This window comes from Pandoraea sp. E26 (genome assembly GCF_000681415.1).
Taxonomy (GTDB): domain Bacteria; phylum Pseudomonadota; class Gammaproteobacteria; order Burkholderiales; family Burkholderiaceae; genus Pandoraea; species Pandoraea pnomenusa.
Map to the genome: position 1 here is coordinate 82499 of NZ_AYXJ01000026.1, position 22813 is coordinate 105311.

20 protein-coding genes and 1 pseudogene are annotated in these 22813 nt (G+C 66.3%); 6 read left to right on the forward strand and 15 right to left on the reverse strand.

The annotated features are described in order from the left end of the window. Positions 1-176 precede the first annotated feature (176 nt). From W930_RS31150 to W930_RS0116285, 3 genes and pseudogenes are all read right to left on the reverse strand, one after another. A pseudogene (locus W930_RS31150) lies at positions 177-968 on the reverse strand (ESPR-type extended signal peptide-containing protein); the annotation flags it as partial. A gap of 424 nt (positions 969-1392) precedes the next feature. Then, a complete protein-coding gene (locus tag W930_RS0116280) occupies positions 1393-1839 on the reverse strand; it encodes a carboxypeptidase regulatory-like domain-containing protein (RefSeq protein ID WP_023594901.1) in 447 nt (148 codons plus the stop codon). Between the two features lie 105 nt (positions 1840-1944). Continuing rightward, complete coding sequence (locus W930_RS0116285; protein WP_023594900.1) at positions 1945-3489, reverse strand: DegQ family serine endoprotease; 1545 nt, start codon at positions 3487-3489, stop codon at positions 1945-1947. Between the two features lie 309 nt (positions 3490-3798). Here W930_RS0116285 and W930_RS0116290 point away from each other — a divergent pair, with 309 nt between their 5' ends. Further along, the gene (locus W930_RS0116290; RefSeq protein ID WP_023871958.1) at positions 3799-4200 is read left to right on the forward strand and encodes a hypothetical protein; all 402 of its coding nucleotides are present in this window, start codon (positions 3799-3801) and stop codon (positions 4198-4200) included. A gap of 158 nt (positions 4201-4358) precedes the next feature. On the opposite strand, the gene W930_RS0116295 is transcribed toward W930_RS0116290, so the two are convergent. Both W930_RS0116295 and W930_RS0116300 read right to left on the reverse strand, forming a co-directional pair. Further along, positions 4359-5786: an ATP-binding protein gene (locus tag W930_RS0116295; protein ID WP_023871959.1), complete on the reverse strand. Its 1428-nt coding sequence runs from the start codon at positions 5784-5786 to the stop codon at positions 4359-4361. Then, on the reverse strand, positions 5786-6478 hold the full coding sequence (locus tag W930_RS0116300; RefSeq protein WP_023871960.1) for a response regulator: 693 nt from the start codon (positions 6476-6478) through the stop codon (positions 5786-5788). Before W930_RS0116300 ends, W930_RS0116295 begins: the two co-directional genes overlap by 1 nt. A gap of 528 nt (positions 6479-7006) precedes the next feature. Here W930_RS0116300 and dacB point away from each other — a divergent pair. Both dacB and W930_RS0116315 read left to right on the forward strand, forming a co-directional pair. Then, positions 7007-8536, forward strand: coding sequence for a D-alanyl-D-alanine carboxypeptidase/D-alanyl-D-alanine-endopeptidase (gene dacB / locus W930_RS0116310; protein ID WP_024788553.1), 1530 nt, complete (start codon positions 7007-7009; stop codon positions 8534-8536). Positions 8537-8722: 186 nt separating this feature from the next. Beyond that, positions 8723-9691 (forward strand): sterol desaturase family protein, encoded by a 969-nt coding sequence (locus tag W930_RS0116315; RefSeq protein WP_023871962.1) that lies wholly within the window; start codon positions 8723-8725, stop codon positions 9689-9691. A 150-nt stretch (positions 9692-9841) separates the two neighbouring features. Here W930_RS0116315 and W930_RS0116320 read toward each other — a convergent pair whose 3' ends face one another. From W930_RS0116320 to W930_RS0116340, 5 genes are all read right to left on the reverse strand, one after another. Beyond that, complete coding sequence (locus tag W930_RS0116320; RefSeq protein ID WP_024788554.1) at positions 9842-10903, reverse strand: L-threonylcarbamoyladenylate synthase; 1062 nt, start codon at positions 10901-10903, stop codon at positions 9842-9844. Between the two features lie 3 nt (positions 10904-10906). Further along, complete coding sequence (locus W930_RS0116325; RefSeq protein WP_023871963.1) at positions 10907-12100, reverse strand: 5-(carboxyamino)imidazole ribonucleotide synthase; 1194 nt, start codon at positions 12098-12100, stop codon at positions 10907-10909. Between the two features lie 41 nt (positions 12101-12141). After that, complete coding sequence (purE, locus tag W930_RS0116330) at positions 12142-12648, reverse strand: 5-(carboxyamino)imidazole ribonucleotide mutase (protein WP_023594891.1); 507 nt, start codon at positions 12646-12648, stop codon at positions 12142-12144. Between the two features lie 16 nt (positions 12649-12664). Further along, positions 12665-13555 (reverse strand): phosphoribosylaminoimidazolesuccinocarboxamide synthase, encoded by an 891-nt coding sequence (locus tag W930_RS0116335; RefSeq protein ID WP_023871964.1) that lies wholly within the window; start codon positions 13553-13555, stop codon positions 12665-12667. 146 nt (positions 13556-13701) lie between these two features. Further along, positions 13702-15192 carry a hypothetical protein gene (locus W930_RS0116340; protein ID WP_025250457.1) on the reverse strand — a complete coding sequence of 497 codons (1491 nt, stop codon included), beginning with the start codon at positions 15190-15192 and terminating at the stop codon, positions 13702-13704. Between the two features lie 221 nt (positions 15193-15413). On the opposite strand from W930_RS0116340, the gene W930_RS30490 reads away from it, so the two are divergent. After that, positions 15414-15557 carry a hypothetical protein gene (locus W930_RS30490; RefSeq protein WP_155252875.1) on the forward strand — a complete coding sequence of 48 codons (144 nt, stop codon included), beginning with the start codon at positions 15414-15416 and terminating at the stop codon, positions 15555-15557. A gap of 30 nt (positions 15558-15587) precedes the next feature. Here W930_RS30490 and fba read toward each other — a convergent pair whose 3' ends face one another. The 5 genes from fba to W930_RS27775 form a co-directional block, all read right to left on the reverse strand. Further along, on the reverse strand, positions 15588-16652 hold the full coding sequence (gene fba, locus W930_RS0116350; protein WP_023594887.1) for a class II fructose-bisphosphate aldolase: 1065 nt from the start codon (positions 16650-16652) through the stop codon (positions 15588-15590). A 125-nt stretch (positions 16653-16777) separates the two neighbouring features. Continuing rightward, positions 16778-18211 carry a pyruvate kinase gene (gene pyk, locus W930_RS0116355; RefSeq protein ID WP_023594886.1) on the reverse strand — a complete coding sequence of 478 codons (1434 nt, stop codon included), beginning with the start codon at positions 18209-18211 and terminating at the stop codon, positions 16778-16780. Positions 18212-18443: 232 nt separating this feature from the next. Further along, positions 18444-19649, reverse strand: a complete 1206-nt coding sequence (locus W930_RS0116360) for a phosphoglycerate kinase (RefSeq protein ID WP_023594885.1) — start codon at positions 19647-19649, stop codon at positions 18444-18446. A gap of 86 nt (positions 19650-19735) precedes the next feature. Further along, a complete protein-coding gene (locus W930_RS0116365) occupies positions 19736-20059 on the reverse strand; it encodes an AzlD domain-containing protein (protein ID WP_023594884.1) in 324 nt (107 codons plus the stop codon). Then, a complete protein-coding gene (locus W930_RS27775) occupies positions 20056-20871 on the reverse strand; it encodes an AzlC family ABC transporter permease (protein ID WP_369798660.1) in 816 nt (271 codons plus the stop codon). The genes W930_RS0116365 and W930_RS27775 overlap by 4 nt, the downstream gene beginning before the upstream one ends. A 582-nt stretch (positions 20872-21453) precedes the next feature. On the opposite strand from W930_RS27775, the gene W930_RS0116375 reads away from it, so the two are divergent. Continuing rightward, the gene (locus W930_RS0116375; RefSeq protein ID WP_023594882.1) at positions 21454-21651 is read left to right on the forward strand and encodes a zinc-finger domain-containing protein; all 198 of its coding nucleotides are present in this window, start codon (positions 21454-21456) and stop codon (positions 21649-21651) included. Between the two features lie 113 nt (positions 21652-21764). Beyond that, positions 21765-22790 (forward strand): lipopolysaccharide heptosyltransferase II, encoded by a 1026-nt coding sequence (waaF, locus tag W930_RS0116380; RefSeq protein ID WP_023871966.1) that lies wholly within the window; start codon positions 21765-21767, stop codon positions 22788-22790. The last annotated feature ends 23 nt before the right edge of the window (positions 22791-22813 follow it).

Below are 22813 nucleotides of genomic sequence, written 5' to 3' on the forward strand. Positions count from 1 at the left end.
CGCGATGCGTTGTCATACTTCACGGCATTCTCGAGATCGCGAGCACTGCCCGTCGAGAGCGAACTGATGCCGGAAGCCACCGAACTCAGGCTGGACGAAATCGAACTCATTCCCGTCGACATCGACGCCTTGAAGCCGGAGATATCGGTGCCGATCCTCGAGAGCGCGACGTTCGTTGCGTTCAACTGGGAGCCGTTCGTCGCATCGGTGCTCGACGAACTGATCCTGCCCGCCGCGACACGGGTGATGGTGCGCAAGCCTCTGTTTGAGCCGATACTCATCGTTGCCATGGGCGCACCGCCAGCAAATGCATACGTCTGACCGTTGATCGTGGCGCTCGGTGTACCGACCGCCTCGTCGGCCACCGCCCAATCGCCAATGGCCACCGATCCAATGGGTGATGCGGTGGCGGCATAGCCGATGGCAGCGGCATACTTGCCCGAAGCTTTGCTCCACGCCCCAAGGGTCATGCTGTACTCGCCGGCAGCCTTCGATTGCGCCCCGATCGCCATCGCGCCCTGTCCCGTCGCCACCGCTCCCGAGCCGATCTCGGTATTGCGTGGATCGTTCCGACTCGCAGTCCCCGCCCGAGCCCCCTCGCCCGACGCGTCGTCGTGATATGTCGCAGCCAACGTGCCCCCCCTCAAGGCGACCATCGCGGCATGATGTCCACGACCGGGACATTCATCCCCCCAGGCCGAGACAGCGCCGTATCCGTGAGCGACGAGGCTCCAGTCGATACGACAGGGCGCCTTGCCGTCGGCGGCCTTCGCCCGCGCGGGTGCCGGGAGCGACGCCAGGCATAGCGCCGCGCCCCCACAGAGCAATACACTCGCCCGCTTCAATGACGCCCCGCGCCGGGATCCGCCGGCCTTGCCCTGCCCCGTGCAAATTTCGGCGACGGCGACCCAGGCGTTTGTCCTGCGGCTGAAAACGAGACGATAGGTTTTGTTCATCACACGCTCCATCAAGCTCGAAAATCAACGTCGCGGTTCGCTTGTCGAATCGGTCGATCGGGTCTGCATCGAGCTCACTGGCGAACGCGTCCTCTTATCTCGGCGACTTCGGAGCGCAGAATCCCCCGCCGCCGATGACGAGTCATGATGGAAAGTTGACGAATGTCGCGCCTGGCGCGATTGGAAAGGGAAAGCAGCCAGGCTGCGCGCACGTGTGCCAGCGGAACTGGTAACGCGAGCGCCGTTACGACGACGCCTTGGGAATCGGCGCAATCCGGGCGCGATGTGAATTCGCCTGCGTGTGTCGCGGCGTTTGCGCAAAAAAAAGCGCCGCCACGATAAACATGGCGGCGCAACTCGCTCACTCGTTGCGGAGTGGTACTGCCTGGGTTACTTCGTCACCCGTGGCACCTCGCGTGCCCGACCGATCGGCACATCAGTCGTGCGGCCACAGGAATACCGCGGAGGCGTGCCCCTTCGGAGACACCTTCACGTCCTTCGTCATTGGCTTGCCGTTATGGGTCGCCTTCACGGTGTAGTCGCCCTCGGGCAACTTCACCAGCATGAACGGCCCTTTCGCGCGTGTATCGAGCACGGTGCTGCCGCCGCGCAGGATCTGCACCTGCGCGTCGGCCACGTATTCGTTCGCGCCATCACCACGGGCCGCCATCTCGATGGACAGCGGCCAATGCGACGCTTCGCGCTTGAAAGCCCCCGACTCGTCGCTGTCGATACCGCCCGAGACGTACGTGACGCTGCCCTGCTGCATCGATGGCGGCAACATGCCGCCCTGCGCGTGAGCGACCGATATGCCGCCCATCGTTGCTGCCAGTGTTGCGGCGGTGGCGGCTGCCACCGACCAGCGTTGCCATGCTTGCCACATGTTCGACCTCCCGTTTCATGAAATCACGATGCCGGAACTTGCCGGTGACAATGCACCGGCACACAAGGTAGTGCGTGGCATCCCGTGCGGCGCCTCGCCCGACTGTCAGCCGAGGTCGACCGGGATGAAAATCTGTTGCCCGTCGCGCTGCACAAGCAACGCGACATTATTGCCAGCCTTCTTGAGCTTGTCGCTCAGTTGCGAGGCGCTCGTCACCGGCGTGCCGTTGAGCGACAGGATGATGTCGCCCGGCTCCACCCCGGCCTGTGCGGCGGGACCGCCCGCACGCGCCACGAGCAGGCCGTTCGTCACCTGCGCCGCGCGCTTCTCCTCGGGAGAGAGTTCGCGCACCGCGAGTCCGAGCCGCCCGTGCGTGGCCGAATCGTCGTTGCTCGCCATGTCCTTCTTTTCGTTGAGCGCACCGACCGTCACGCTCACGTCCTGCTTCGCACCGTTGCGCCAGACCGTGAGCGTCGCCTTCTGTCCGGGACGCATGTCGGCGATCTTCTCCGGCAACTGCACCGAGTCGTCGATGGTCGTGCCATTGACCGCCAGGATTACGTCGCCCGGCTTGAGGTCCGACTTCGCCGCAGGACCATGCTTGTCGATCGACGACACCAGAGCCCCCGTGGGCTTGGGCAGGCCAAAGGACTTCGCCAACGACTGGTTCACTTCCTGAATCGCCACGCCGATACGCCCGCGGCTCACCTTGCCGTACTGCTGGAGCTGCGACTTCACCTTCATCGCCATGTCGATCGGAATCGCGAACGACAGCCCCTGGAAGCCGCCCGTGCGCGAATAGATCATCGAGTTGATGCCGATCACTTCGCCGTTCAGATTGAACAGCGGACCGCCCGAGTTACCCGGGTTGACCGGCACGTCCGTCTGAATGAACGGCGTATAGTTCTCGTCCGGCAGCGCCCGTGCCTTGGCCGACACGATACCCGCCGTCACCGTATTGTCGAAGCCATACGGCGAGCCGATGGCCACCACCCATTCACCGGCCTTCGTCTTCGACGGATCGCCGATCTTCACGGTCGGCAGATTCGTCGCGGCGATCTTGAGCAACGCCACATCGCTGGCCTTGTCGCTGCCCACGACCTTCGCCTTGTATTCGCGCTTGTCGTTGAGCTTCACCGTTACCTGGCTCGCATCGTCGACTACGTGGGCATTGGTCAGGATATAGCCGTCCGGACTCACGATGAAGCCCGAACCGAGACTGCGTGTCATCGCACTGGCGCTGTCGTCGCCACCGTCGCCGCCGTCATTGCCCGGCGCGCCGTAGAAGTGGCGGAAAAACTGGAACAGCGGATCGTTCTGATCCATGCCCGGGGGCATCTGCATCTGGCTCGACGCCGAGCCGCGCGCGGCCGAAGGTTTCGCATCGTGCGTCACACTGATGTTGACTACGGCCGGTCCGTATTGTTCCGCCAGTTGCGAGAAGTCCGGCACCAGCATGCGCGGCGCGGTGTTCGGGGTATTGGCGGCCACCGTGGCGGGGGCCGCGGCAGGATTGGCGGCGTTGGCGTCGCTGACCATTTCCGAGGCCAGCGGGGCCTGCCAATGCTGGCGACCGGCCACGTACCCGCCCGTCAAGGCGACGAGTACCGCGCTGGCAACCAACGTACGAGTGAGCTTCGAGGTCCTCATGAGTCTCTCCTTACCGACGACTGCGTTTGACATGACTCAGATCGTAGAGAAGCTCCCTTAAGGCAACCTTAAGACCGAAAATGCCTGCCGCCGCCCGCGCCTCGCAACATCGTCCTCCAACGGCAGGGCCATGCAGGATGTCACCCATTGAATACCGAACGACGTCCGATTGTGCACCCTGAGTTACGACGGCAGATGTTTGAAGGCGGCCTTCGCGCGGTTCGACTTGCCTTGGACGCCTTCCGCTGTCTACGGTGACCTCGTGGTGCAATTCCGCACCGCACGTTCTCGTCGACAGGAGGTTTCACGATGCATACGAACGACAAACCGGTCCCGGACTATCGCACGGCAGCCTTGCGTCACGTCGCCCGCGGGATCGGGTGCGCGGGCATGGCCCTGTGCCTGACGTTTTCGATCGCCGCTTTCGCCGCCGAGGGCAATGGCAACGGCGTGGGCACGCAAGGCCCGGCCGCCGACGCCATGCCGGGCAACGCACGGGGCGACGCGACGCAGGCGTGCACGGCAGATCGGCCCGATGACAAGATGCTCATGGGCAAGTCGCTCGCGCAGGTGAAGTCGATGCTGCGCGGATGCCCGTGGCGGATCGGCATGCAGGACGGCAAGCCCATGCCGACGACGCGCGACTACCGCCCGGATCGCCGCACGCTGACCATCGAGAACGACAAGGTGACGGCGGTGCAGCGCGGATAAGCGCGGATAAGCGTGGAGAGGCGTGGAGAGGCGTCGGCATGCGCAAGCGGACGTGAGCGAGCAGACGTCGGCGGCGTCGCCCGCTTGCACGTGAGCGGGGCAAACGTTGCATGACAGACGTCGCCGCGCGGCGCGGCGGGGCTGTCATGGCTGCGGTGTCATAGCGCCGGGGGCACGGCCGACGCTGCCGCGCCGAAACTCACGCGCACGCGCAGTCCGTGTCCGGTGCGCGCGTCGAGCAGTTCCACGCGCGCACCGTGTGCCTGTGCGATGTTGCGCACGATGGCCAGGCCCAAACCGCTACCCTCCACGGGCGGCGAGGCACCCATGGCAGGGTGCGACGCGTCGCTCGCGTCGGATGGCTGCGCCCCACTCGGCGGCGCAGCCTCCTGGGCCGACGCCGCACCACCCCGGAAGAACCGGTCGAAAACCCGCTCACGTTCCGACGGCGCGATGCCCGGACCGTTATCCTCGACCTCGACGACGGTCCCCGCGCCGGGCGCGGCGGACACCAGCCGTACATCGACGTGGCCGCCGTGCGGCGTGTACTTCAACGCGTTGTCGACGAGATTGCCGAAAAGCGTCTGCAAGGCGTCGGCATCGCCGCGCACGTGGCTGAGGTCCGCCAGCGCCTGCGGGGCGTCGAGCCCGAGATCGATACCCCGTGCGACCGCCAGCGCGGCATGATGCGCGACGACATCGCGCAACAGCGGGGCGAGCGGTACGTCGGCGAACGCCGTGGCCGCACGTGCGGTATCGGGGGCCTGACGCGCCAGGGTGAGCAATTGCGCGACCATGTGCGACGCGCGTCGCACGCCGTCGTGCAAATCGCGCATGGCTTCGGCCCGCTCGGCGTCCGTGTGCGCGCGATCGAGCAGTTGGACCTGCAGTTGCAGCGCGGCCAGCGGAGTGCGTAGTTCATGCGCGGCGTCGGCCACGAAGGCCTTCTGCTGCCGCAGCGCGTCGTCGAGTCGGCCAAGCAGGCTGTTGAGCGCCTGCACCAGCGGACGCACCTCGTCCGGCAACCCGGTCTCGGGCAACGCTTCGAGTGCACCGGGGGCGCGGGCGTCGAGCGCCTTCGCCACCCGGCGCAACGGCTTGAGGCCGCGTCCGACGACCAGCCACACGAGCAACCCGAGCAACGGCATCGCGACCACCAGCGGCAACAGGGTGCGCAGTGCCATCGACACGGCAAGCGAGTCGCGAATGACCATCGGTTGGGCCAGTTGCACCACGTTGTCGCCGACCAGCGCCGAATACACGCGCCAGTCGCCCTTGGGCGTCTGCACCGTCGTGAAGCCGAGTTCGGCGCGGCGCGGCAACGGCGTGCGCGGATGCGAGTAGTACAGCTCGATGCCGTTGCGACTCCAGATCTGGATCACCAGGCCATCCGAGCCATTGTTCTCGCCCGGCACGCTGGAGAAAGGCTCGGCGGGCAGCGACAGCGCCATCTGCTGTAGCTGGAAATCGAACAGCGCATTGGCTTCGGTGCGCGCCTGCCGAAAGATCGCGATGCCCGCGAGCAGCAACGCGATCGACAGCGTGACGAGCAGCCCGGCCAGCAGGCGGCGGCGAATGGAGCGCATCAGTCCGCCCCCGCGCTCGGCGCGCCGTCAACGGATGCGGCGGGCATCATGTAACCGACGCCGCGGACCGTGCGAATGGCATCGGCGCCCAGCTTCTTGCGCAGTCCATGGATATGCACCTCGACCGCATTGCTTGCCACTTCTTCCCCCCATCCGTAAATGCGCTCTTCGAGCTGCCCCTTCGACAATACCGCGCCCGGCCGGTTGAGCAGCGCTTCGAGCACCGCGTATTCGCGCGCGGAGAGCACGACGGGCGCGCCCGCGCAAGTCACCTGCCGGGTCGCCGGATCGAGCACGATGGCACCATGGCGCAGCAGCGGCTCGCTGCGCCCGGCCTGGCGGCGCACCAGCGCGCGCAGGCGCGCCGCGAGTTCGTCGAGATCGAAAGGCTTGACGAGATAGTCGTCGGCGCCGGCGTCGAGCCCCTTCACCCGGTCGGCCACGGCATCGCGCGCCGTGGCGATGAGCACCGGCAGCGTCTGGCCACGCGCGCGCAAGGTGCGCAGCACGTCGATGCCGTCGCGACGCGGCAAGCCGAGATCGAGCAGCAGCGCGTCGTACGCTTCGATCGAGAGCGCGTCGAGTGCACGCTGGCCGTCGCCGACGTGATCGACCGTCCAACCGTCCTGCCGCAGTCCTTTCACCACGGCAGCGGCAATCATCGTATCGTCTTCCACCAACAGGATTCGCATGGGTCGGGCACCGGTAGCGTCTGTCGTCCGCACTCTGAAGGCCTGTCGGATCCGGGGAACACGCGGTCATCGCCGCCCCGCCGATTGTTGCCTATGCGTGACACTCAAGGGATTTCGACTCATTGTAGCGACAGTTCGTTGCATGACCGTCTTACAATGGCACGCATGGCGCCGCGCATGTCAGACGCACATCGCGGCGCAGTGACTCACCTCATCGCTTCGCCGCTGCGTCCGCACAGTGCCGTCCGAGCCGCCCGCCCCCATCCTGCGCGGCGGCCCGACTCCCGTGTGGCGGGACGCAGCACGCAACATTGGAGAATCTCGCCCGCCATGCGCGCCTCACGCCTGCACAGCCGCACACCCTTCGCGTTGCTCGCGCCCAATGCATCCGATGTCCCCCATGCGCACCATGCGCATCATGCGGCTGTCCCATCCGCGCACGCGATGCCGCACAGTGCGACGCCCGAGCGCCAGACGCACGCGCTTCGCGAGGCGAGTACGCTCCGCGGCCGTCCTCGCCTAGCTCGCATGAGCGGCACCGGTCGCACCGCCCTGGCGCTCGCGCTGCTGCTCGCGACGAGTGCGGTCATGACGAGCGCGCCCGTATATGCAAAGCCGCTCAAGCACGCGAAGATGCCCAAGGTGCCTGCCACCGCCGCGCACGCAACGCCGCTGCCGCCCGAACTGGCACGCGCGCTTGCAGCGAGCAAGGTGCCCGCCGCAAACGTGAGCGTTATCGTCGCGAAGGTCGACAATCCGCTGCAAACGCGAGGCCGCATTGCGGCGCCCCTGCTCGCCATGAACCCCGGCGTGCCGCGCAACCCGGCCTCGACGATGAAACTTGTCACCACCATTGCCGCGCTCGATACGCTGGGCCCGGACTATCGCTGGCGCACGCAGGCCTTCACCGACGGTACGTCGGACGGACGCACGCTCGACGGCAACCTGTATTTCAAGGGCACGGGCGATCCGAAGCTCGTGCCCGAAGAGATGGAGAAGTTCGTGGCCGAGCTGCGCAACGCCGGCGTGACCAACATCAATGGCGACATCGTGCTCGACCGCTCGGCCTACAGTTCGGACATCGGCGCGACGGGTGCGATCGATGGCGAGGACGACCGCCCCTACAACGTCGCGCCCGATCCGCTCCTGTATTCCTTCAAGGCGATGTCGTTCAGCTTCGCGGGCAACGCGAACGGTACGGTCGACGTGAACGTGCTGCCGCCGCTGGCGAATCTGCAAGTGGCGAACGACATGGCGTCGTCGCCCGCGGGCAATTGCGGCGACTGGCTCACGCGCATCCACCCGACGCTCAGCACAACCGCGGACGGTGCCTACGTGGCGCGCTTCTCCGGCAATTACCCGGCGTCTTGCGAGGACAAGGGCTGGAACGTGGCGGCGCCCGATCGCGACCGCTTCTTCCTTGGCGGCTTTCGCGCGCTGTGGCAGGCGTCGGGCGGACAGTTCAACGGCAATGTGCGCACCGGCACCGTGCCCCCGGGTGCCCGTTTGCTCGTCACCCACCGAGGTCAGACGCTGGCCGACGTCGTTCACGACATGAACAAGTTCAGCAATAACGTGATGGCGCGCCAACTGTTCCTCACGCTCGGGCTCGCCGCCAATAACTACAAACACCCCGCGAGCATCGCCCGCTCGCGCGACGTCCTCGATCGCTGGCTCGACAGGAACGATTTCGCCATGCCCGGACTCGTCATCGAGAACGGCTCGGGCCTGTCGCGCATCGAGCGCATCAGCGCGTCCGAACTCGCGACACTGCTGCAACACGGCATCAACAGCCCGACCGGGCAAGTGCTTGTCGAGTCGATGCCGACCGTGGGGGTGGACGGCACCATGCGCAACCGTCTTACGAATCGCGACGTGGCCGGCAACGCCCACATCAAGACCGGCACGCTGGACGACGTGACCGCCGTGGCCGGCTACGTCGGCACGCGCACGGGCAACACCTACGTCGTTGTCTCGCTGGTCAACGACCCGCGCGCGAGCAACGCACGCGGCTTCAACGACGCCCTCATTTCCTGGGTGTACGAGCACGCGCCCTGAGCGTGCGCACGCATGGCGAACGCGCCCGGACGCCACATTTGACGTTTCCCTCTAACGCGCGCGTTCTCCGGGCGCATTCGCGTCAGAATAGACGTTCCATCGGTGCCACCTTCGCCAGGGAATCACGACAAGCGAGACGCAAGGGGCGCCGGTTCAGATGACCCAATCGTGAGGAGACGCGAGGTCATGAACGTCGAGTTGATCCTGCTGGCGCTCGCCCCGGTATTCGTGCTGTGCATCGGCATCGAAGCCTGGTACTGGCGCCGCCGCCCCGGCATGTACAGCCTGAAGGACACCGTGAGCAACGCCACGCTCGCACTCATGCATCAGGGCGCCGACAAACTGGCATGGCTGCTGGTCGTGCCTTTCTATGCATGGCTTTACGATCACTACCGCCTCTATACGATGCCCGGCGGCTGGCTGGGCTTCCTGCTGCTCTTCGTCGTGCAGGACTTTCTGTACTACGTGTTCCATCGTGCCAGCCATCGCATTCGCTGGCTGTGGGCCGCGCACGTGGTGCATCACTCGTCCGAACGGCTCAATCTGTCGACGGCGTTCCGGCAGAGCCTGATGTACCCGGTGGCGGGCATGTGGCTGTTCTGGACGCCCATGGCACTCATCGGCTTCACCCCCACGCAGATCGTTGGCGTGGTGCTGCTCAATCTCGCGTTCCAGTTCTTCGTCCACACGCAGGCGATTCCGAAGCTGGGGTGGCTCGAGTACGTACTCAATACGCCGTCGATCCATCGCGCTCACCACGCACGCAATCCGCGTTACATCGACCGCAACTACGCGGGTGTGCTCGTCATCTGGGACCGGATGTTCGGCTCATACGTCCCGGAGAGCGAGGCCGAGCCCTGCGAGTACGGGATCGTCGACCCGATTCACACGCACAACCCGATCACGCTGACGTTTCACGAGTGGCGCACGATGGCGCGCGATGTCGTCACGATGCCCGGCTGGCGCAACAAGGCCATGGCGCTTTTCGGACCGCCCGAGTGGCGCCATGCCTGGCAAGCGGCGCAGACGTCAAGTGCCCCGGCGAATGCTCGGGGGCTGGCGGATGCGGCAGCGGCGGGAGGCCTCGGACAGCTGGGTGACGTCGCAGGGGTGAGCCAGGACGGCGAGGCCGGCGCTTCGCGAAAAGGGCTTTGACGCCCCCACGCCGGCGAGGCGGCGTGGATCAGCGCAGGGCGATGTCGTGGGGTGGACGTCGGCGTTGTGACATGGTGGCGGACGCCGCCCTGCGACAGGCAGCACAGGTATGCCGCGTTCGAGCGATACGCGTGATTCGCGTGATTCGCCTTATGCGCGCTCGAACGCCGCCGCGGCGCGCCCGAGGCGGTCGCCCACAGCGGCCCACGCGGGCGTGTCGGGCAGGCGCTCGAACAGAATGTGCGTGACGTCGGCGCGATCGAGGCGGCGCAACATGGCGTAAAGATCGGTGGCCAGCGCCGCGGGCGTTGCCGGCAGCACGATCCGCACAACGTCCTTCGACGCGACAACGTCGGCAGGCAATGCGGCGAGCGTGGGCGCGAACGCCACCACGGCCACCCGCTCACCCTGCGGACGCACCGCCAACGCCGGCGCGAACTGCGCCGCGTCGCACAGATAGAGCGGCGTACGGGGCGCGTAATGTGCCTTGAGCGTGCCCGATGCACGCGGTGCGTCGACATCGTGCCCCGGCAGACGCGGCATCTCGCCCAGCACTTCGGCGATCTGCTCCGGCGTGATGTGTCCGGGACGCAGTAATGCCGGAAATCCGCGCGACAGGTCCACGATGGTCGATTCGATCCCGACGGCCGCCTCGCCACCGTCGAGCACATGCACCGTCACGCCCGGCAATCCGGCGAATTCGTCGCGCACGTGTTGCGCAGCCGTCGGGCTGACCTGCCCGAAGCGATTGGCCGACGGGGCCGCCACGCCGCCCTGCCCGCCCTTGATCCGCTCGAATGCGCGCAGCAGTGCCTGGGCCACGGGGTGCGACGGGCAACGCAGCCCCACCGAATCCTGGCCACCGGAGACGGCGTCGGGAATATGCGGGGCGCGCTTGAGAATCAGCGTGAGCGGGCCCGGCCAGAACGCGTCCATCAGCTTGCGTGCCGCAGGCGTGACGTCGTCGCTCCAGTAGCCCGGATCGCCGTCCGGCGAAAAGTGCACGATGACGGGATGATTGGCCGGCCGGCCCTTCGCGGCATAGATCGCCGCCACCGCCGCCGGATTCTCCGCGTCGCCGCCCAGGCCGTAGACCGTCTCCGTCGGGAACGCGACCAGCTCGCCGGCGGCGAGTTGTTCGGCCGCCCGCTCGATGGCGTCGTCCGACGGCATGACGATGCGCGGCGCTTGCGGCGGCGAAGCGGTCGTCATGGCTCAGTCTTCCAGCGCGATGTTCAGGCTCGCCGCGGCCTTCCTGCACGCCGCGCGGGCTTCGTCCAGCGAGGCACCGGCGAACGTGATGTGCCCCATCTTGCGGCCCACGCGCGCGTCTTCCTTGCCGTACAGATGCAGGCGTGCCGACGGCAACGCCACCACGTCGTGCCATGCGGGTGTGCGCGGCTGATCCTTGGCGTCGCCCGTGAACCACACGTCGCCGAGCACGTTGAGCATCACCGCCGGCGAATGCTGACGCGTCTCGCCGAGCGGCAGGCCGGCCATCGCGCGCACCTGCTGCTCGAACTGGCTCGCGGCGCAGGCATCGATCGTGTAGTGACCGCTGTTGTGCGGGCGCGGCGCCATTTCGTTGGCTACGAGCGAACCGTCCTGGAGAATGAAGAACTCGACGCACAGCACGCCGACATAGTCCATCTGCGACGCGATCGTGGCCGCGGCCGCACGCGCCGCGTCGGCGAGCGCCGGGGCGGCGTCGGGCGCCGGCACCGTCGTGGTCGCGAGGATGCCGTCGATGTGCACGTTCTGGGCGAGCGGATAGGTGGCCACCGTGCCGTCGGCGCCACGCGCGCTCAGCACCGACACTTCGAAGGCCAGCGCCAGGCGCTTTTCCAGCACGCACGGCACGCCGCCCAGCGCGGCGTAGGCGTCGCGCGCTTCGGCAGGCGTATTCACGCGCACCTGGCCCTTGCCGTCGTAACCCATGCGAGCCGTCTTCAGAATACCGGGCAGCACGCTCGAAATGGCGACGTCGCCAATGGCGGCGAGTGCGTCGTTCGATTCGATGACGAGATGCGGGGCCACCGGCACACCGCAACGCTCGATGAAACGCTTCTCCGCAACGCGGTCCTGCGCGATCGCCACGCAGCGCCCGGCAGGGCTCACCGTCGTGGTTTGCGCGAGGTAGTCGAGCGACTGCGACGGCACGTTCTCGAACTCGGTCGAGACGGCCGGACACAGCGCGGCCAGCTCGGCCAGCGCCGCCTCGTCGCGATAGTCGGCAACGATCAGGCGGTCGGCCACGGCGCCGGCCGGGCAACGCGGGTCCGGATCGAGCACGCAGACCTTGTAGCCCATCGACTGAGCGGCGAAACAGAACATGCGGCCGAGTTGGCCGCCGCCCAGCATGCCCAGCCATTGGCCGGGAAGGATGGGCGCAGCGGAGGCAGAATTCATCTTGAGTGAGGCGCTGACAGTAGCGGGGACGATCTTTTCTTTTACAGTGCCGGCAGCGTCATGCCGCGCGCCGCTTCGGTCTGCTTCGCGCGAAACGCGTCGAGCTTGTCCGAGAGCGCCTTGTCGTCGGCCGCGAGCATCGAGACCGCGAACAAGGCGGCGTTGGCCGCGCCCGCCTCGCCAATGGCGAAGGTCGCGACCGGCACGCCCTTGGGCATCTGGACGATCGAGAGCAGCGAATCCTCGCCGCGCAGGTATTTACTCGGCACCGGCACGCCGAGCACCGGCACCGTCGTCTTGGCGGCGATCATGCCCGGCAGGTGGGCCGCACCGCCCGCGCCGGCGATGATCGCGACGAGGCCGCGCTCGCGCGCCGCTTCGGCGTAGCGGAACATGTCGTCGGGCATGCGGTGCGCCGAGACGACCTGTGCCTCATACGGCACGCCGAACTCGGCCAGGATGGCGGCCGCGTTCTTCATCACTTCCCAGTCCGAGTTGGACCCCATCACCACGCCCACGCGCGGGGCCAAGGCTTGTTTCTCGCTCATCTTGCCGATGCTCCGCTCAGGCCAGTTGCTGGCCGGTCAGGCGCTCGAGCGCCTCGCGGTACTTGGCGGCCGTCTTCTGCACGACCTCGTCGGGCAGTTTCGGCGCCGGCGGCGTCTTGCCCCACGGCTGCGTTTCGAGCCAGTCGCGCACGAACTGCTTGTCGAACGACGGCGGATTGCTGCCCACGGCGTACGAATCGGCCGGCCAGAAGCGCGACGAATCGGCCGTCAGCGCTTCGTCCATCAAATGCAGCTTGCCTTCGTCGTCCAGGCCGAATTCGAACTTCGTGTCGGCGATGATGATGCCGCGCGTGGCCGCGTAGGCGGCCGCTTCCTTGTACAGGCGGATCGAGATGTCACGGATCTGCTCGGCCAGCTCGCGGCCCACACGACCGATCATGTCGTCGAAGCTGATGTTCTCGTCGTGCTCGCCCAGCTCGGCCTTGGCGGCCGGGGTGAAGATCGGCTCGGGCAGTTGCTGCGCGTTCTGCAGGCCGGCCGGCAGCTTCACGCCGCACACGGCACCCGTGGCCTGGTAGTCCTTCCAGCCGCTGCCGGCCAGATAGCCACGCACCACGGCTTCCACGAGAATCGGCTTCAGGCGCTTGACGACCACCGCGCGGCCGGCAACCTGTGCAACTTCGTCGGCGGCGACGACCGACTCGGGTGACACGCCAGTGAGATGGTTCGGCACCACATGCGAGAGCTTGTCGAACCAGAAGTTCGCCATCTGGTTGAGCACGCGGCCCTTGCCCGGAATCGGCTCGCCCATGATCACGTCGAACGCCGAGAGGCGGTCAGTCGTCACGATCAGCAGCTTGTCGTCGCCAACGGCGTAGTTGTCGCGCACTTTGCCGCGCGAGAGCAGCGGCAGGCTCTTGAGGGAGGATTCGTACAGGGCGTTCAGGGCGGGGGTAGTCACGGCGGGACCCAATATCAGGAAGGGCAAAGGCGTAATTATACGCGCGTTGGGGGCCGTTTCACGAAGATGTCGGCCCGGCGGGATGCCGGGCAGGGTTCAGGGCGCGAGCCGCCCCGTGAAATCCGAAAAGATCAGACGGACGACGGCAGGAACTGCGGCGCGAGCCGCGCCCTTTCCGACGCCCGGACGAGCAGCGCGATGACGGGCACGCGCGAGATCGGATTCGTCATGCCGTCGGCCCGCCCCGACCGCTTGCACTGCCGATACCAATCCGCCACCGACGCGACATCGTAGTATTTGTTGTCGCAGACGAGGTCGCGGTCATCGAGCGAGACCAGGCGCACGGCGTTCGGATCCTCCGGATCGATGGGCTGCAACGAGATCCGGTCGAGATGCCGCTCGACGTAGCCAGGCGTGAGGAATCTGAGCACACCGCTCACGCGCATCTCCCCGCCAAGCCACAGCAGCGCCGTGCCGATCGGCAGACCCGCCGAAGCCAGCAATGGCGCCACGTGTTCGAAATGCGCCTCGAAAATGTCTGCCACTTTGCAGCGCCCCTCGCGGCTGCGCCAGGTAACGTCGGCGTTCGGCTTGGTCATGAGCGTCTCGAGACGCTGCATGAGCAGGTAAACCTTGCGCTCCTGGGCTTCGTCTCCCCTGCCCGGCCTGCGCAGCATGGCGATGAGCGAGGCCAGTTCGGCAATGTTGTCGAAGCTGTCCGAGGCAGCGTCGATGTGACGTGCACTTTCTTCCGAGCGTTGCGTGACGACCGCGTCGGAGATCGCAGCCCGGAGCGCGGCGTCCCCGTTCGTGAGCTGCAATGCGGCGCTGGCGATGACCGCGCTGGGACGCGCAATGCCGTTCGTCGAGCAGACGAGCGCGATCTTGCCGGGATTCTGACGCATGAATTCGGCCACGCCGCGCCCGGCCTCCCACAGGGTGCGGCCCGCGATCACCGTATTGTGATGCGCCATCCCCTCGAACTCCATGAATTTCACGTGAGACAGTCCGCCCGCCAGACTCACCGGCCTCGCGCCGGACGATGACGATGATGGCGCCGCCGCGCCGGTCCGGGCCGGATCGCTTGCGCGCTGAATGCGGGCGATGTAAGCGCCGATGGGCTTCTCCTGGTAGCCCGAACGGCGATCGGATTTTCCGGTCTCTCCTCGGGCGCCGGACAGCGAATCCGCAGGTGGCGTCCACGGCTCGACGGAGAACACGGCACCGATCTGGGTGTGCGCCTTGAGGATGGCCGTGAGCGCGCCCGCCTCCCGCGACGCGGCCGTCGGGCCGACGATGAACCGGAATCCGCCCAGTTCGATCAGGCCATAGCGCGTGCATCTGCCGTCGATGTCGATGAGCTTGGCCGTGTTGACCTTGTAGAAGTCGGCCCAACCCTGTGCATCGGTCGGCGCCGCCCAGTCGGGGGCGGGATCGTACTGCCCCCAAAGCCGGATCGGGTTGGGGATCTCGCTCGACGCGCCCGCCTCGCCGCACGCCACCGCCGGGTCCCGCGCAGCGCACGCGGGCAGCCGCGTGGGCTTTCGCACGCGCGCATAAATAGGCGATTGCGACGTACCGGGCTCGTCCGAGTCCGGCAGCACGTGCCCGGCGCGCGTCATTTCCCGCGCCATGCGCGAGGAAGTCCCCGGGGATGGCGACGAGTCACCGGGTTGTGACAGTCCGAGACACCGGGTGAAAGTCGTGGGCAAGCATTTCAAGGGCATCGATACCTCCGGGTGGCCCGCCGCGCGGCGGGCAGGTGAAAAAAGGAGGCTTCGGAGACTGCCATGACGCGCCGCCCCGGACTTCCGGAATACGGGCACCGTTGTGGCTTTGCATCGTGACGCTGATCGTCGACGGCGTGGAAATGCTCACCGCCACGATCCGCCCGGAACTGGGCGGCAAGTTCCAGTTGCCGATGCCCAAAGAAAAAGCCCGGCTTCTGTTCCAGCGAGTGCTGGCGAGAGCCGGGCCTGCGACCTGACGGCCGCCGTGCGTCGCGTGACGCCCTGGATTACTTCACGATCTGCGCGAGATCGCCGCTCTTGTACTTCTCGGCCATCTTTTCGAGTGCGATCGGCTTGATCTTGCCGGCCTGGCCTTCGCAGCCGAACGACAGATAGCGCGCCTTGCAAACCAGCTTCGCGGCTTCGCGCGCCGGCTTGAGGTAGTCGCGCGGATCGAACTTGCTCGGGTTTTCGAACAGGTAACGACGGATCGCGCCCGTCATGGCCAGGCGAATGTCGGTGTCGATGTTGATCTTGCGCACGCCATGCTTGATGCCTTCGACGATCTCTTCGACCGGCACGCCGTACGTTTCCTTCATGTCGCCGCCGAATTCGCGGATCTCGGCGAGCAGCTCCTGCGGCACCGACGACGAACCGTGCATCACCAGGTGGGTGTTCGGAATGCGGCGGTGGATTTCCTTGATGCGGTCGATGGCGAGAATGTCGCCGGTCGGCTTGCGGCTGAATTTGTAGGCGCCGTGCGAGGTGCCGATGGCGATCGCCAGCGCGTCGCATTGGGTCTGGTGCACGAAATCGGCGGCCTGATCCGGATCGGTCAGCAGTTGCTCGCGCGTCATCGTGCCGTCGGCGCCGTGACCGTCTTCCTTGTCGCCCTTCATCGTTTCGAGCGAACCCAGCACGCCCAGCTCGGCTTCCACCGTCACGCCGATGTAGTGCGAGAACTCCACGACCTTCTTCGACACTTCGACGTTGTACTCGTAGCTCGCCACCGACTTGCCGTCGGCCTCGAGCGAGCCGTCCATCATCACGCTCGAGAAACCGCTCTTGATGGCGGCCATGCACACTGCCGGCGACTGGCCGTGATCCTGGTGCATCACCACCGGGATGTGCGGATAGGCTTCCACGGCCGCCGAGATCAGGTGACGCAGGAACGCCTCACCGGCGTACTTGCGGGCACCGGCCGAGGCCTGCATGATGACCGGCGCGCCGACTTCGTCGGCGGCGGCCATGATCGCGGAAACCTGCTCGAGATTGTTGACGTTGAAGGCCGGCAGACCGTAGCCGTTTTCGGCGGCGTGGTCCAGCAGCTGTCGCATAGAGACTAGGGGCATGATGTTCTCCTTGGAATCACAAAACTAAGCAAATCTTTCTTCGATCCAGAGGCGCCCCCATGACGACGGCGCGCGGGCGGCGGCGGGGCGCAATCGCCTCGCCGCGCCCGGCGCGGCCCAACGCATCATGCGTGGCCCACCTGGACAATCTTCAACGTATTGGTGCCGCCGGGTTGCCCCATCGGCTCGCCCACCGTCAGCACGATCGTGTCGCCGCGCTTGACCACCCCGCTCGAGAGCAGCAGTTGCTCCGCCTGCTTGAGCGCGTGATCGCGGTCGAGCGTCGCATCGGCGCGCATCGCATACACGTTGCGGTACAGCGCCATCTTGCGGTGACTGCCGAGCTGCGAGGTCAGCGCGAAAATCGGCACGTGAATCTTGTGACGGGACAGCCACAATGCGGTCGCGCCCGATTCGGTCAGCGCCACGATCGCTTTCGCGCCAAGATGATACGCGGTAAACAGCGCGCCGGCGGCAATCGTCTGGTCGATGCGCGTAAAAGTTTGGTCCAGCCAGTCGCGATCGAGTTCCACCGTCTCCGAACGCTCCGCCTCGACGCAGATCGTCGCCATCGTCTCGATGGTTTCGACCGGATACTTGCCCGCCGCGCTCTCGGCCGAGAGCATCACCGCGTCGGTCCCGTCGAGCACGGCGTTGGCCACGTCCGACACCTCGGCGCGCGTCGGCACCGGGTTGTGGATCATCGACTCCATCATCTGCGTGGCCGTGATGGTCGTCTTGTTCATCTCGCGCGCCATGCGGATCATGCGCTTCTGAAGCGCCGGCACCGCCGCATTGCCGACTTCGATGGCCAGGTCGCCACGCGCGACCATGATGCAGTCCGAGGCCGCCAGGATCTCTTCGAGCGCCGGAATCGCTTCGGCGCGCTCGATCTTGGCGATCATGAGCGGCTTGATGCCATACGGCTCGCCCGCCACGTTCGCCAGGCGCCGCGCCATTTCCATGTCCGTGGCGTTCTTCGGGAAGGAGACCGCGACGTAATCGGCGCCCAGCGCCATCGCGGTCTTGATGTCTTCCATGTCCTTCGCGGTCAGCGCCGGCGCCGTCAACCCGCCGCCCTGGCGGTTGATGCCCTTGTTGTTCGACAGATCGCCGCCGACCTTCACGGTCGTGTGAATCTCGCTGCCGAGCACCCGATCGACGATCAGCACGATGAGGCCGTCGTTGAGCAGCAGCACGTCGCCCGTGCTCACGTCGCGCGGCAGTTCCTTGTAGTCCAGGCCGACGCGCTCGTCGTTGCCGAGCTCGCATTCGGCGTCAAGAATGAACTTCGCGCCAGCTTCCAGCGTGGTCTTGCCGTTTTCGAACTTGCCGACGCGGATCTTCGGACCCTGCAAATCGGCCATGATGGCCACTTCGCGGCCGGCGGCCTTCGCGGCCGCGCGCACCATCTCGGCGCGCTCGATGTGATCCTGTGCCTTGCCGTGCGAGAAATTCAGGCGAACGACGTCGACGCCTGCAGCGATCATGCGCGAGAGCACTTCCGGCGTGCTCGATGCCGGACCGATGGTGGCGACGATCTTGGTGGAGCGGTTCATTACATCCATCTCTTCATCCTCTTTGGTAGCAGCGCGTTCGACATTGCTGGCGCTTAGAGGTTTGTAACGCATTTAGCCCGCCGCAGGTTAACCAAAAAGTTCGTATTGTCCGTACGAAATCGATTGATTCGATCTCTGACGTTCGCAATGAACGGGTCAAAACGGCCGTCCACGAATGCTTTCCGGACCATCGAACCTGGCGGCGAGCCCCGCTCCACCTGGGTTTGCGCGATCAGTGGGCGCCGGCGGCGCGTTGTTGCAGGACATCGACCGCCGGCAGCGTCTTGCCCTCGAGGAATTCGAGGAAAGCGCCGCCGCCCGTCGAGATGTAGCTGACGTCGTCGGCAATGCCGTATTTGGCGATGGCCGCGAGCGTGTCGCCGCCACCGGCGATCGAGAAGCCCTTGGCTGCCGCAATGGCACGCGCCAGGGTCTCGGTGCCGTGGCCGAACTGATCGAATTCGAACACGCCGACCGGCCCGTTCCACACGATCGTGCCGGCGCCGCCCAGTTGCTCGGCGAGCTTGGCCGCCGTTTGCGGCCCGATGTCCAGAATCATGTCGTCGGCCGCCACGTCCGCAGCAGCCTTCACGGTCGCTTCGGCCGTGGCGCTGAATTCCTTGGCGCACACGACATCCGTCGGAATCGGCACAGTGGCGCCGCGTGCGGCCATGGCGTCGATGATGGCCTTCGCCTCGCCCACCAGATCCGCCTCGGCGAGCGACTTGCCGATCGGCAGACCGGCGGCCAGCATGAACGTATTGGCGATGCCGCCGCCCACGATCAGGTGATCGACCTTGTCGGCGAGCGACTTGAGAATGGTGAGCTTGGTCGAGACCTTCGAGCCCGCGACGATTGCCACGAGCGGACGCGCCGGCGCGTTCAGCGCCTTGCCCAGCGCTTCGAGCTCGGCGGCCAGCAGCGGGCCCGCGCAGGCGACCGGTGCGTACTTGGCGATACCGTGCGTGGTCGCCTCGGCGCGGTGGGCCGTGCCGAACGCGTCGTTCACGTAGACGTCGCACAGCCTGGCCATCTTCTGCGCCAGTTCGTCGTTGTCCTTCTTCTCGCCCTTGTTGACGCGGCAGTTCTCCAACAGCACCACGGTGCCCGGCGCCACGTCGAAACCGCCGTCGACCCAGTTGGCCACGAGCTTCACGTCACGACCGAGCAATTCCGAGAGTCGGCCGGCGACCGGGGCGAGCGAGTCGGCGGGCTTGAATTCGCCTTCGGTCGGACGGCCCAGGTGCGACGTCACCATTACCGCGGCGCCCGCGTCGAGCGCCATCTGGATGGCCGGCACCGAAGCGCGGATACGCGTGTCTTCCGTGATGCGGCCCTCGTCGTCCTGCGGCACGTTCAAGTCGGCGCGGATGAAGACACGTTTGCCAGCGAGCTGGCCCTGGGCGATCAAATCGGTCAGACGTACGACGGAAGCCATGAGAATCCGGAATATATGGTGGGAAAAACATGCATTTTAACTGATCCGACCGCCGGGTTGCCCATTTCGGGGTTCCGGGGTTCCGCCTACAGAAACAGCCGGCCAAGCGTGTAGACGGCCATGCCGACGACAATCATTTCGATCATGTTGCGCCGCCAGACGAACCAGGCCGTGGCCGCGATCGCCGCCGCCAGCTTGTGATTGCCCAGATGCACCGCGAACTGGTGATCGAGCAGCAGCACCTCGGGCACCACGATCACCGCCAACGCGGCTGCCGGGGCATAGCGCAACGCGCGCTGGAGTCGTTGCGGCAACGTCACACGCTCGCCCGCCAACAGAAAGAAGGTGCGTGTGACGATCGTGATCGCCGTCATCGCCACGAAGGCGAACCAGATTTCGAAGGTGCTCATGAGCGCTCCTCGTCGCGACGCGGCGCATCCGCGACATGTGTTGCGCTCGCCCCCACCGCTGACCTGCCCGAGGGGATATCGGCGGGCACCACGCTGGATGCCGCCGTGGGCGCGACGGCCGACACGCTGGCGGGCGCCACCGTCCGCGCGTCGTCGCGCGGGCCGACTTCGATGCCGGTCGCCCCGCTCGCGGTCCTGGTCGATGCCAGACGCTTCGCATGGCGCGCCGCAAGGTCGTCGCACACCATGCCGGCCGCAAGTGCGCCGAGCACGCCGAGCACAAGATTGAGCCGGTATGGCAGGTCGAATGCGAGCACGCCGATCACCGACGCAAGCGCGACGGCGAGCATCGTGGAACGGCTCGTGATCGTGTGAACCATCATGGGAATGAGCGCGAGCGTGCCGGCAAAGCCCAGGCCCCAGCTATCGGGCACGAGGGAGCCGAGCATGATGCCGAGGATCGACGACACATGCCAGACGGCCCAGTTGCTGAGGGTGATGCCGTAATACGTCCCCTCCTTGCCCGGGACGTAACCGCTCGCAAAATTCTGGTTCATGAACATCACGAAGCCGAGATCGCCGTTGACGTAGCCGAGCGCGATGCGGCGCGGCAACGACAAATACGAGAAATGCGGCTGTAGCCCGGCACTGAAGATCACGAAGCGCAGATTGACGATGCCGACCGTGAGCAGAATGGTCCACAGGGGCATGCCCGCGGCAAAGAGTGGCAGCGACGCGAGTTGCGCGGAGCCCGCATAGAGCATCAGGCTCATGCCGATGGCCTGGGGTACCGTGAGGACCGACTTGCTCATGGCGACCCCGGTCACGAGCCCCCAGGAGAAGATGGCTAGCAGAAGTGGCGAAATGATGCGAAAACCTGCCGCGAACCCATCACGTTCGGCGGCTGGCAAACGAAGCGTTGGCATGGTCGGTTGGGGGCGAGCGCCGCGGCAAGCGGCGCAGGGTGTGGCAAGGCGGGGCGAAGCGGTCCCGACGGCGCCCGGCACGCCCAAGATGACCGCTGTCGGTCACAGCGCCCGCCAGGGGTTGCCGGAGAGTCTCCTGACTGTATTCATCGTTGGCGGCGGGCGACGCACCATTATAGTCATGTTAAATATTCGTTTACTACGCTGACGTCCGATATCGCCCGATATCGTCCGATTTCCCACGCTTTTTGCCGGGGCCTGCGCCGCGGTGTCGCGTGCGCGCCACGCGCACGGTAACTTGCCTGTCGGACGCGGCCTGCCGCGAGGCGCCAAGCGCGGTGCGCCATCCGCAAAGGGCGGCGCCTGCTTTACAATAGCGTCTTTTGGTGAACGGTCGGGCATGCGCTTTGCGCCTGTCATGGTCGCGCAATCCCCAGAGTTCCGAATATCCATCACGGTCTGAACCCCATGAGCGAAGTCAAACAAATGCCGGTCGTCGAAGTCGGCGCCGAAGATCTCCCGGTCCATTGCCCGAATCCGAAGATGGAAGCCTGGAGCGCCCACCCGCGCGTTTTCATCGATGTCACCCACGGCGAAGCCGCCTGCCCGTACTGCGGCACGCGCTATCGCCTGAAGGCCGGTGTCGTGCTCAAGGGTCACCACTGAGCCCGCAGCGCCCTGCCTCGGCCGGTTCCCGGTGCCATCCGCCGCTGTCGCGGAGCACTGGCCGGTCGTGCGTCAGTTTCATCGCCACGCTTAACGTTTAGAGTCTCCGCCCAATGCATAAAGCCTTGGTGATCGCCCCCAACTGGATTGGGGACGCGCTGATGGCGCAGCCGTTGTTCACCCTGCTCAAGCGTCTGCATCCGCGTCTGACCATCGACGCGATCGCGCCGGGCTGGGTCGCCCCGGTTCTGGAGCGCATGCCGGAGATTTCGCGCGTCGTCGCCACCGACCTCGCGCACGGCAAGTTGCAGCCGCTCGAGCGCTACCGGCTCGCGAGCGTGCTCGCCGACGAGGGTTACGACGCCGCCTACGTGTTGCCGAACTCGCTGAAGTCGGCCCTGATTCCGTGGCTGGCGCGCATCCCGTTGCGCATCGGCTACAAGGGCGAGCAGCGCTACGGCCTGCTCAACGTGCGTCACGCCAATCCGCGCAAGGACGAGCGCCCGCCGATGGTGCGGCATTACGCGGCGCTCGCGTTCGCACCGGGGGCCAAGCTGCCCGAAACGCTGCCGACGCCGCGCATCGAGACCGATCTGAACGAGTCGGCCCGCGTTTTCGCGCGTTTCGGCCTCGATTTGCGCGTACCGCTCGTCGTGTTCTGTCCGGGCGCCGAGTTCGGCCCCGCCAAACGCTGGCCGACCGGCCACTTCGCGCAACTGGCGCAACTGGTTCGCCGCTCGTTCCCGTACGCGCAGATCATCGCGCTCGGCTCGGGAAAGGACGGCGCGCTGGCCCAGCAAATCGCGGCAGACGCCCCGTTCGTGCGCAATCTCTGCGGGCAGACCTCGCTTGCCGAGGCCTGTGCGCTGCTCGCGCGTGCCAATGCCGTGGTAAGCAACGACTCGGGGCTCATGCATGTGAGCGCGGCCTTGCGTCGCCCGCAGATCGCCCTGTTCGGCTCGTCCGATCCGCGCCACACGCCGCCGTTGTCCGACCAGGCGCACGTCCTGTGGCTACAATTGGAATGCAGCCCGTGTTTCGCCCGCGAATGTCCGCTGGGCCACACGCGTTGCCTCAACGAGTTGATGCCCGAGCACGTGTTCGCGAACCTTCGCAACATCCTGCTCACGCAGCGCTGATGCCATCCAGCGTGGTGCGGCCT

Bases quoted from the DNA above. Each gene is read 5' to 3' on its own strand.
- W930_RS0116280 (WP_023594901.1), bottom strand. From the start codon at position 1,839: ATGTGGCAAGCATGGCAACGCTGGTCGGTGGCAGCCGCCACCGCCGCA.
- W930_RS0116285 (WP_023594900.1), bottom strand. From the start codon at position 3,489: ATGAGGACCTCGAAGCTCACTCGTACGTTGGTTGCCAGCGCGGTACTC.
- W930_RS0116290 (WP_023871958.1), top strand. From the start codon at position 3,799: ATGCATACGAACGACAAACCGGTCCCGGACTATCGCACGGCAGCCTTG.
- W930_RS0116295 (WP_023871959.1), bottom strand. From the start codon at position 5,786: ATGCGCTCCATTCGCCGCCGCCTGCTGGCCGGGCTGCTCGTCACGCTG.
- W930_RS0116300 (WP_023871960.1), bottom strand. From the start codon at position 6,478: ATGCGAATCCTGTTGGTGGAAGACGATACGATGATTGCCGCTGCCGTG.
- dacB (WP_024788553.1), top strand. From the start codon at position 7,007: ATGAGCGGCACCGGTCGCACCGCCCTGGCGCTCGCGCTGCTGCTCGCG.
- W930_RS0116315 (WP_023871962.1), top strand. From the start codon at position 8,723: ATGAACGTCGAGTTGATCCTGCTGGCGCTCGCCCCGGTATTCGTGCTG.
- W930_RS0116320 (WP_024788554.1), bottom strand. From the start codon at position 10,903: ATGACGACCGCTTCGCCGCCGCAAGCGCCGCGCATCGTCATGCCGTCG.
- W930_RS0116325 (WP_023871963.1), bottom strand. From the start codon at position 12,100: ATGAATTCTGCCTCCGCTGCGCCCATCCTTCCCGGCCAATGGCTGGGC.
- purE (WP_023594891.1), bottom strand. From the start codon at position 12,648: ATGAGCGAGAAACAAGCCTTGGCCCCGCGCGTGGGCGTGGTGATGGGG.
- W930_RS0116340 (WP_025250457.1), bottom strand. From the start codon at position 15,192: ATGACGCGCGCCGGGCACGTGCTGCCGGACTCGGACGAGCCCGGTACG.
- fba (WP_023594887.1), bottom strand. From the start codon at position 16,652: ATGCCCCTAGTCTCTATGCGACAGCTGCTGGACCACGCCGCCGAAAAC.
- pyk (WP_023594886.1), bottom strand. From the start codon at position 18,211: ATGAACCGCTCCACCAAGATCGTCGCCACCATCGGTCCGGCATCGAGC.
- W930_RS0116360 (WP_023594885.1), bottom strand. From the start codon at position 19,649: ATGGCTTCCGTCGTACGTCTGACCGATTTGATCGCCCAGGGCCAGCTC.
- W930_RS0116365 (WP_023594884.1), bottom strand. From the start codon at position 20,059: ATGAGCACCTTCGAAATCTGGTTCGCCTTCGTGGCGATGACGGCGATC.
- W930_RS27775 (WP_369798660.1), bottom strand. From the start codon at position 20,871: ATGAGCAAGTCGGTCCTCACGGTACCCCAGGCCATCGGCATGAGCCTG.
- W930_RS0116375 (WP_023594882.1), top strand. From the start codon at position 21,454: ATGAGCGAAGTCAAACAAATGCCGGTCGTCGAAGTCGGCGCCGAAGAT.
- waaF (WP_023871966.1), top strand. From the start codon at position 21,765: ATGCATAAAGCCTTGGTGATCGCCCCCAACTGGATTGGGGACGCGCTG.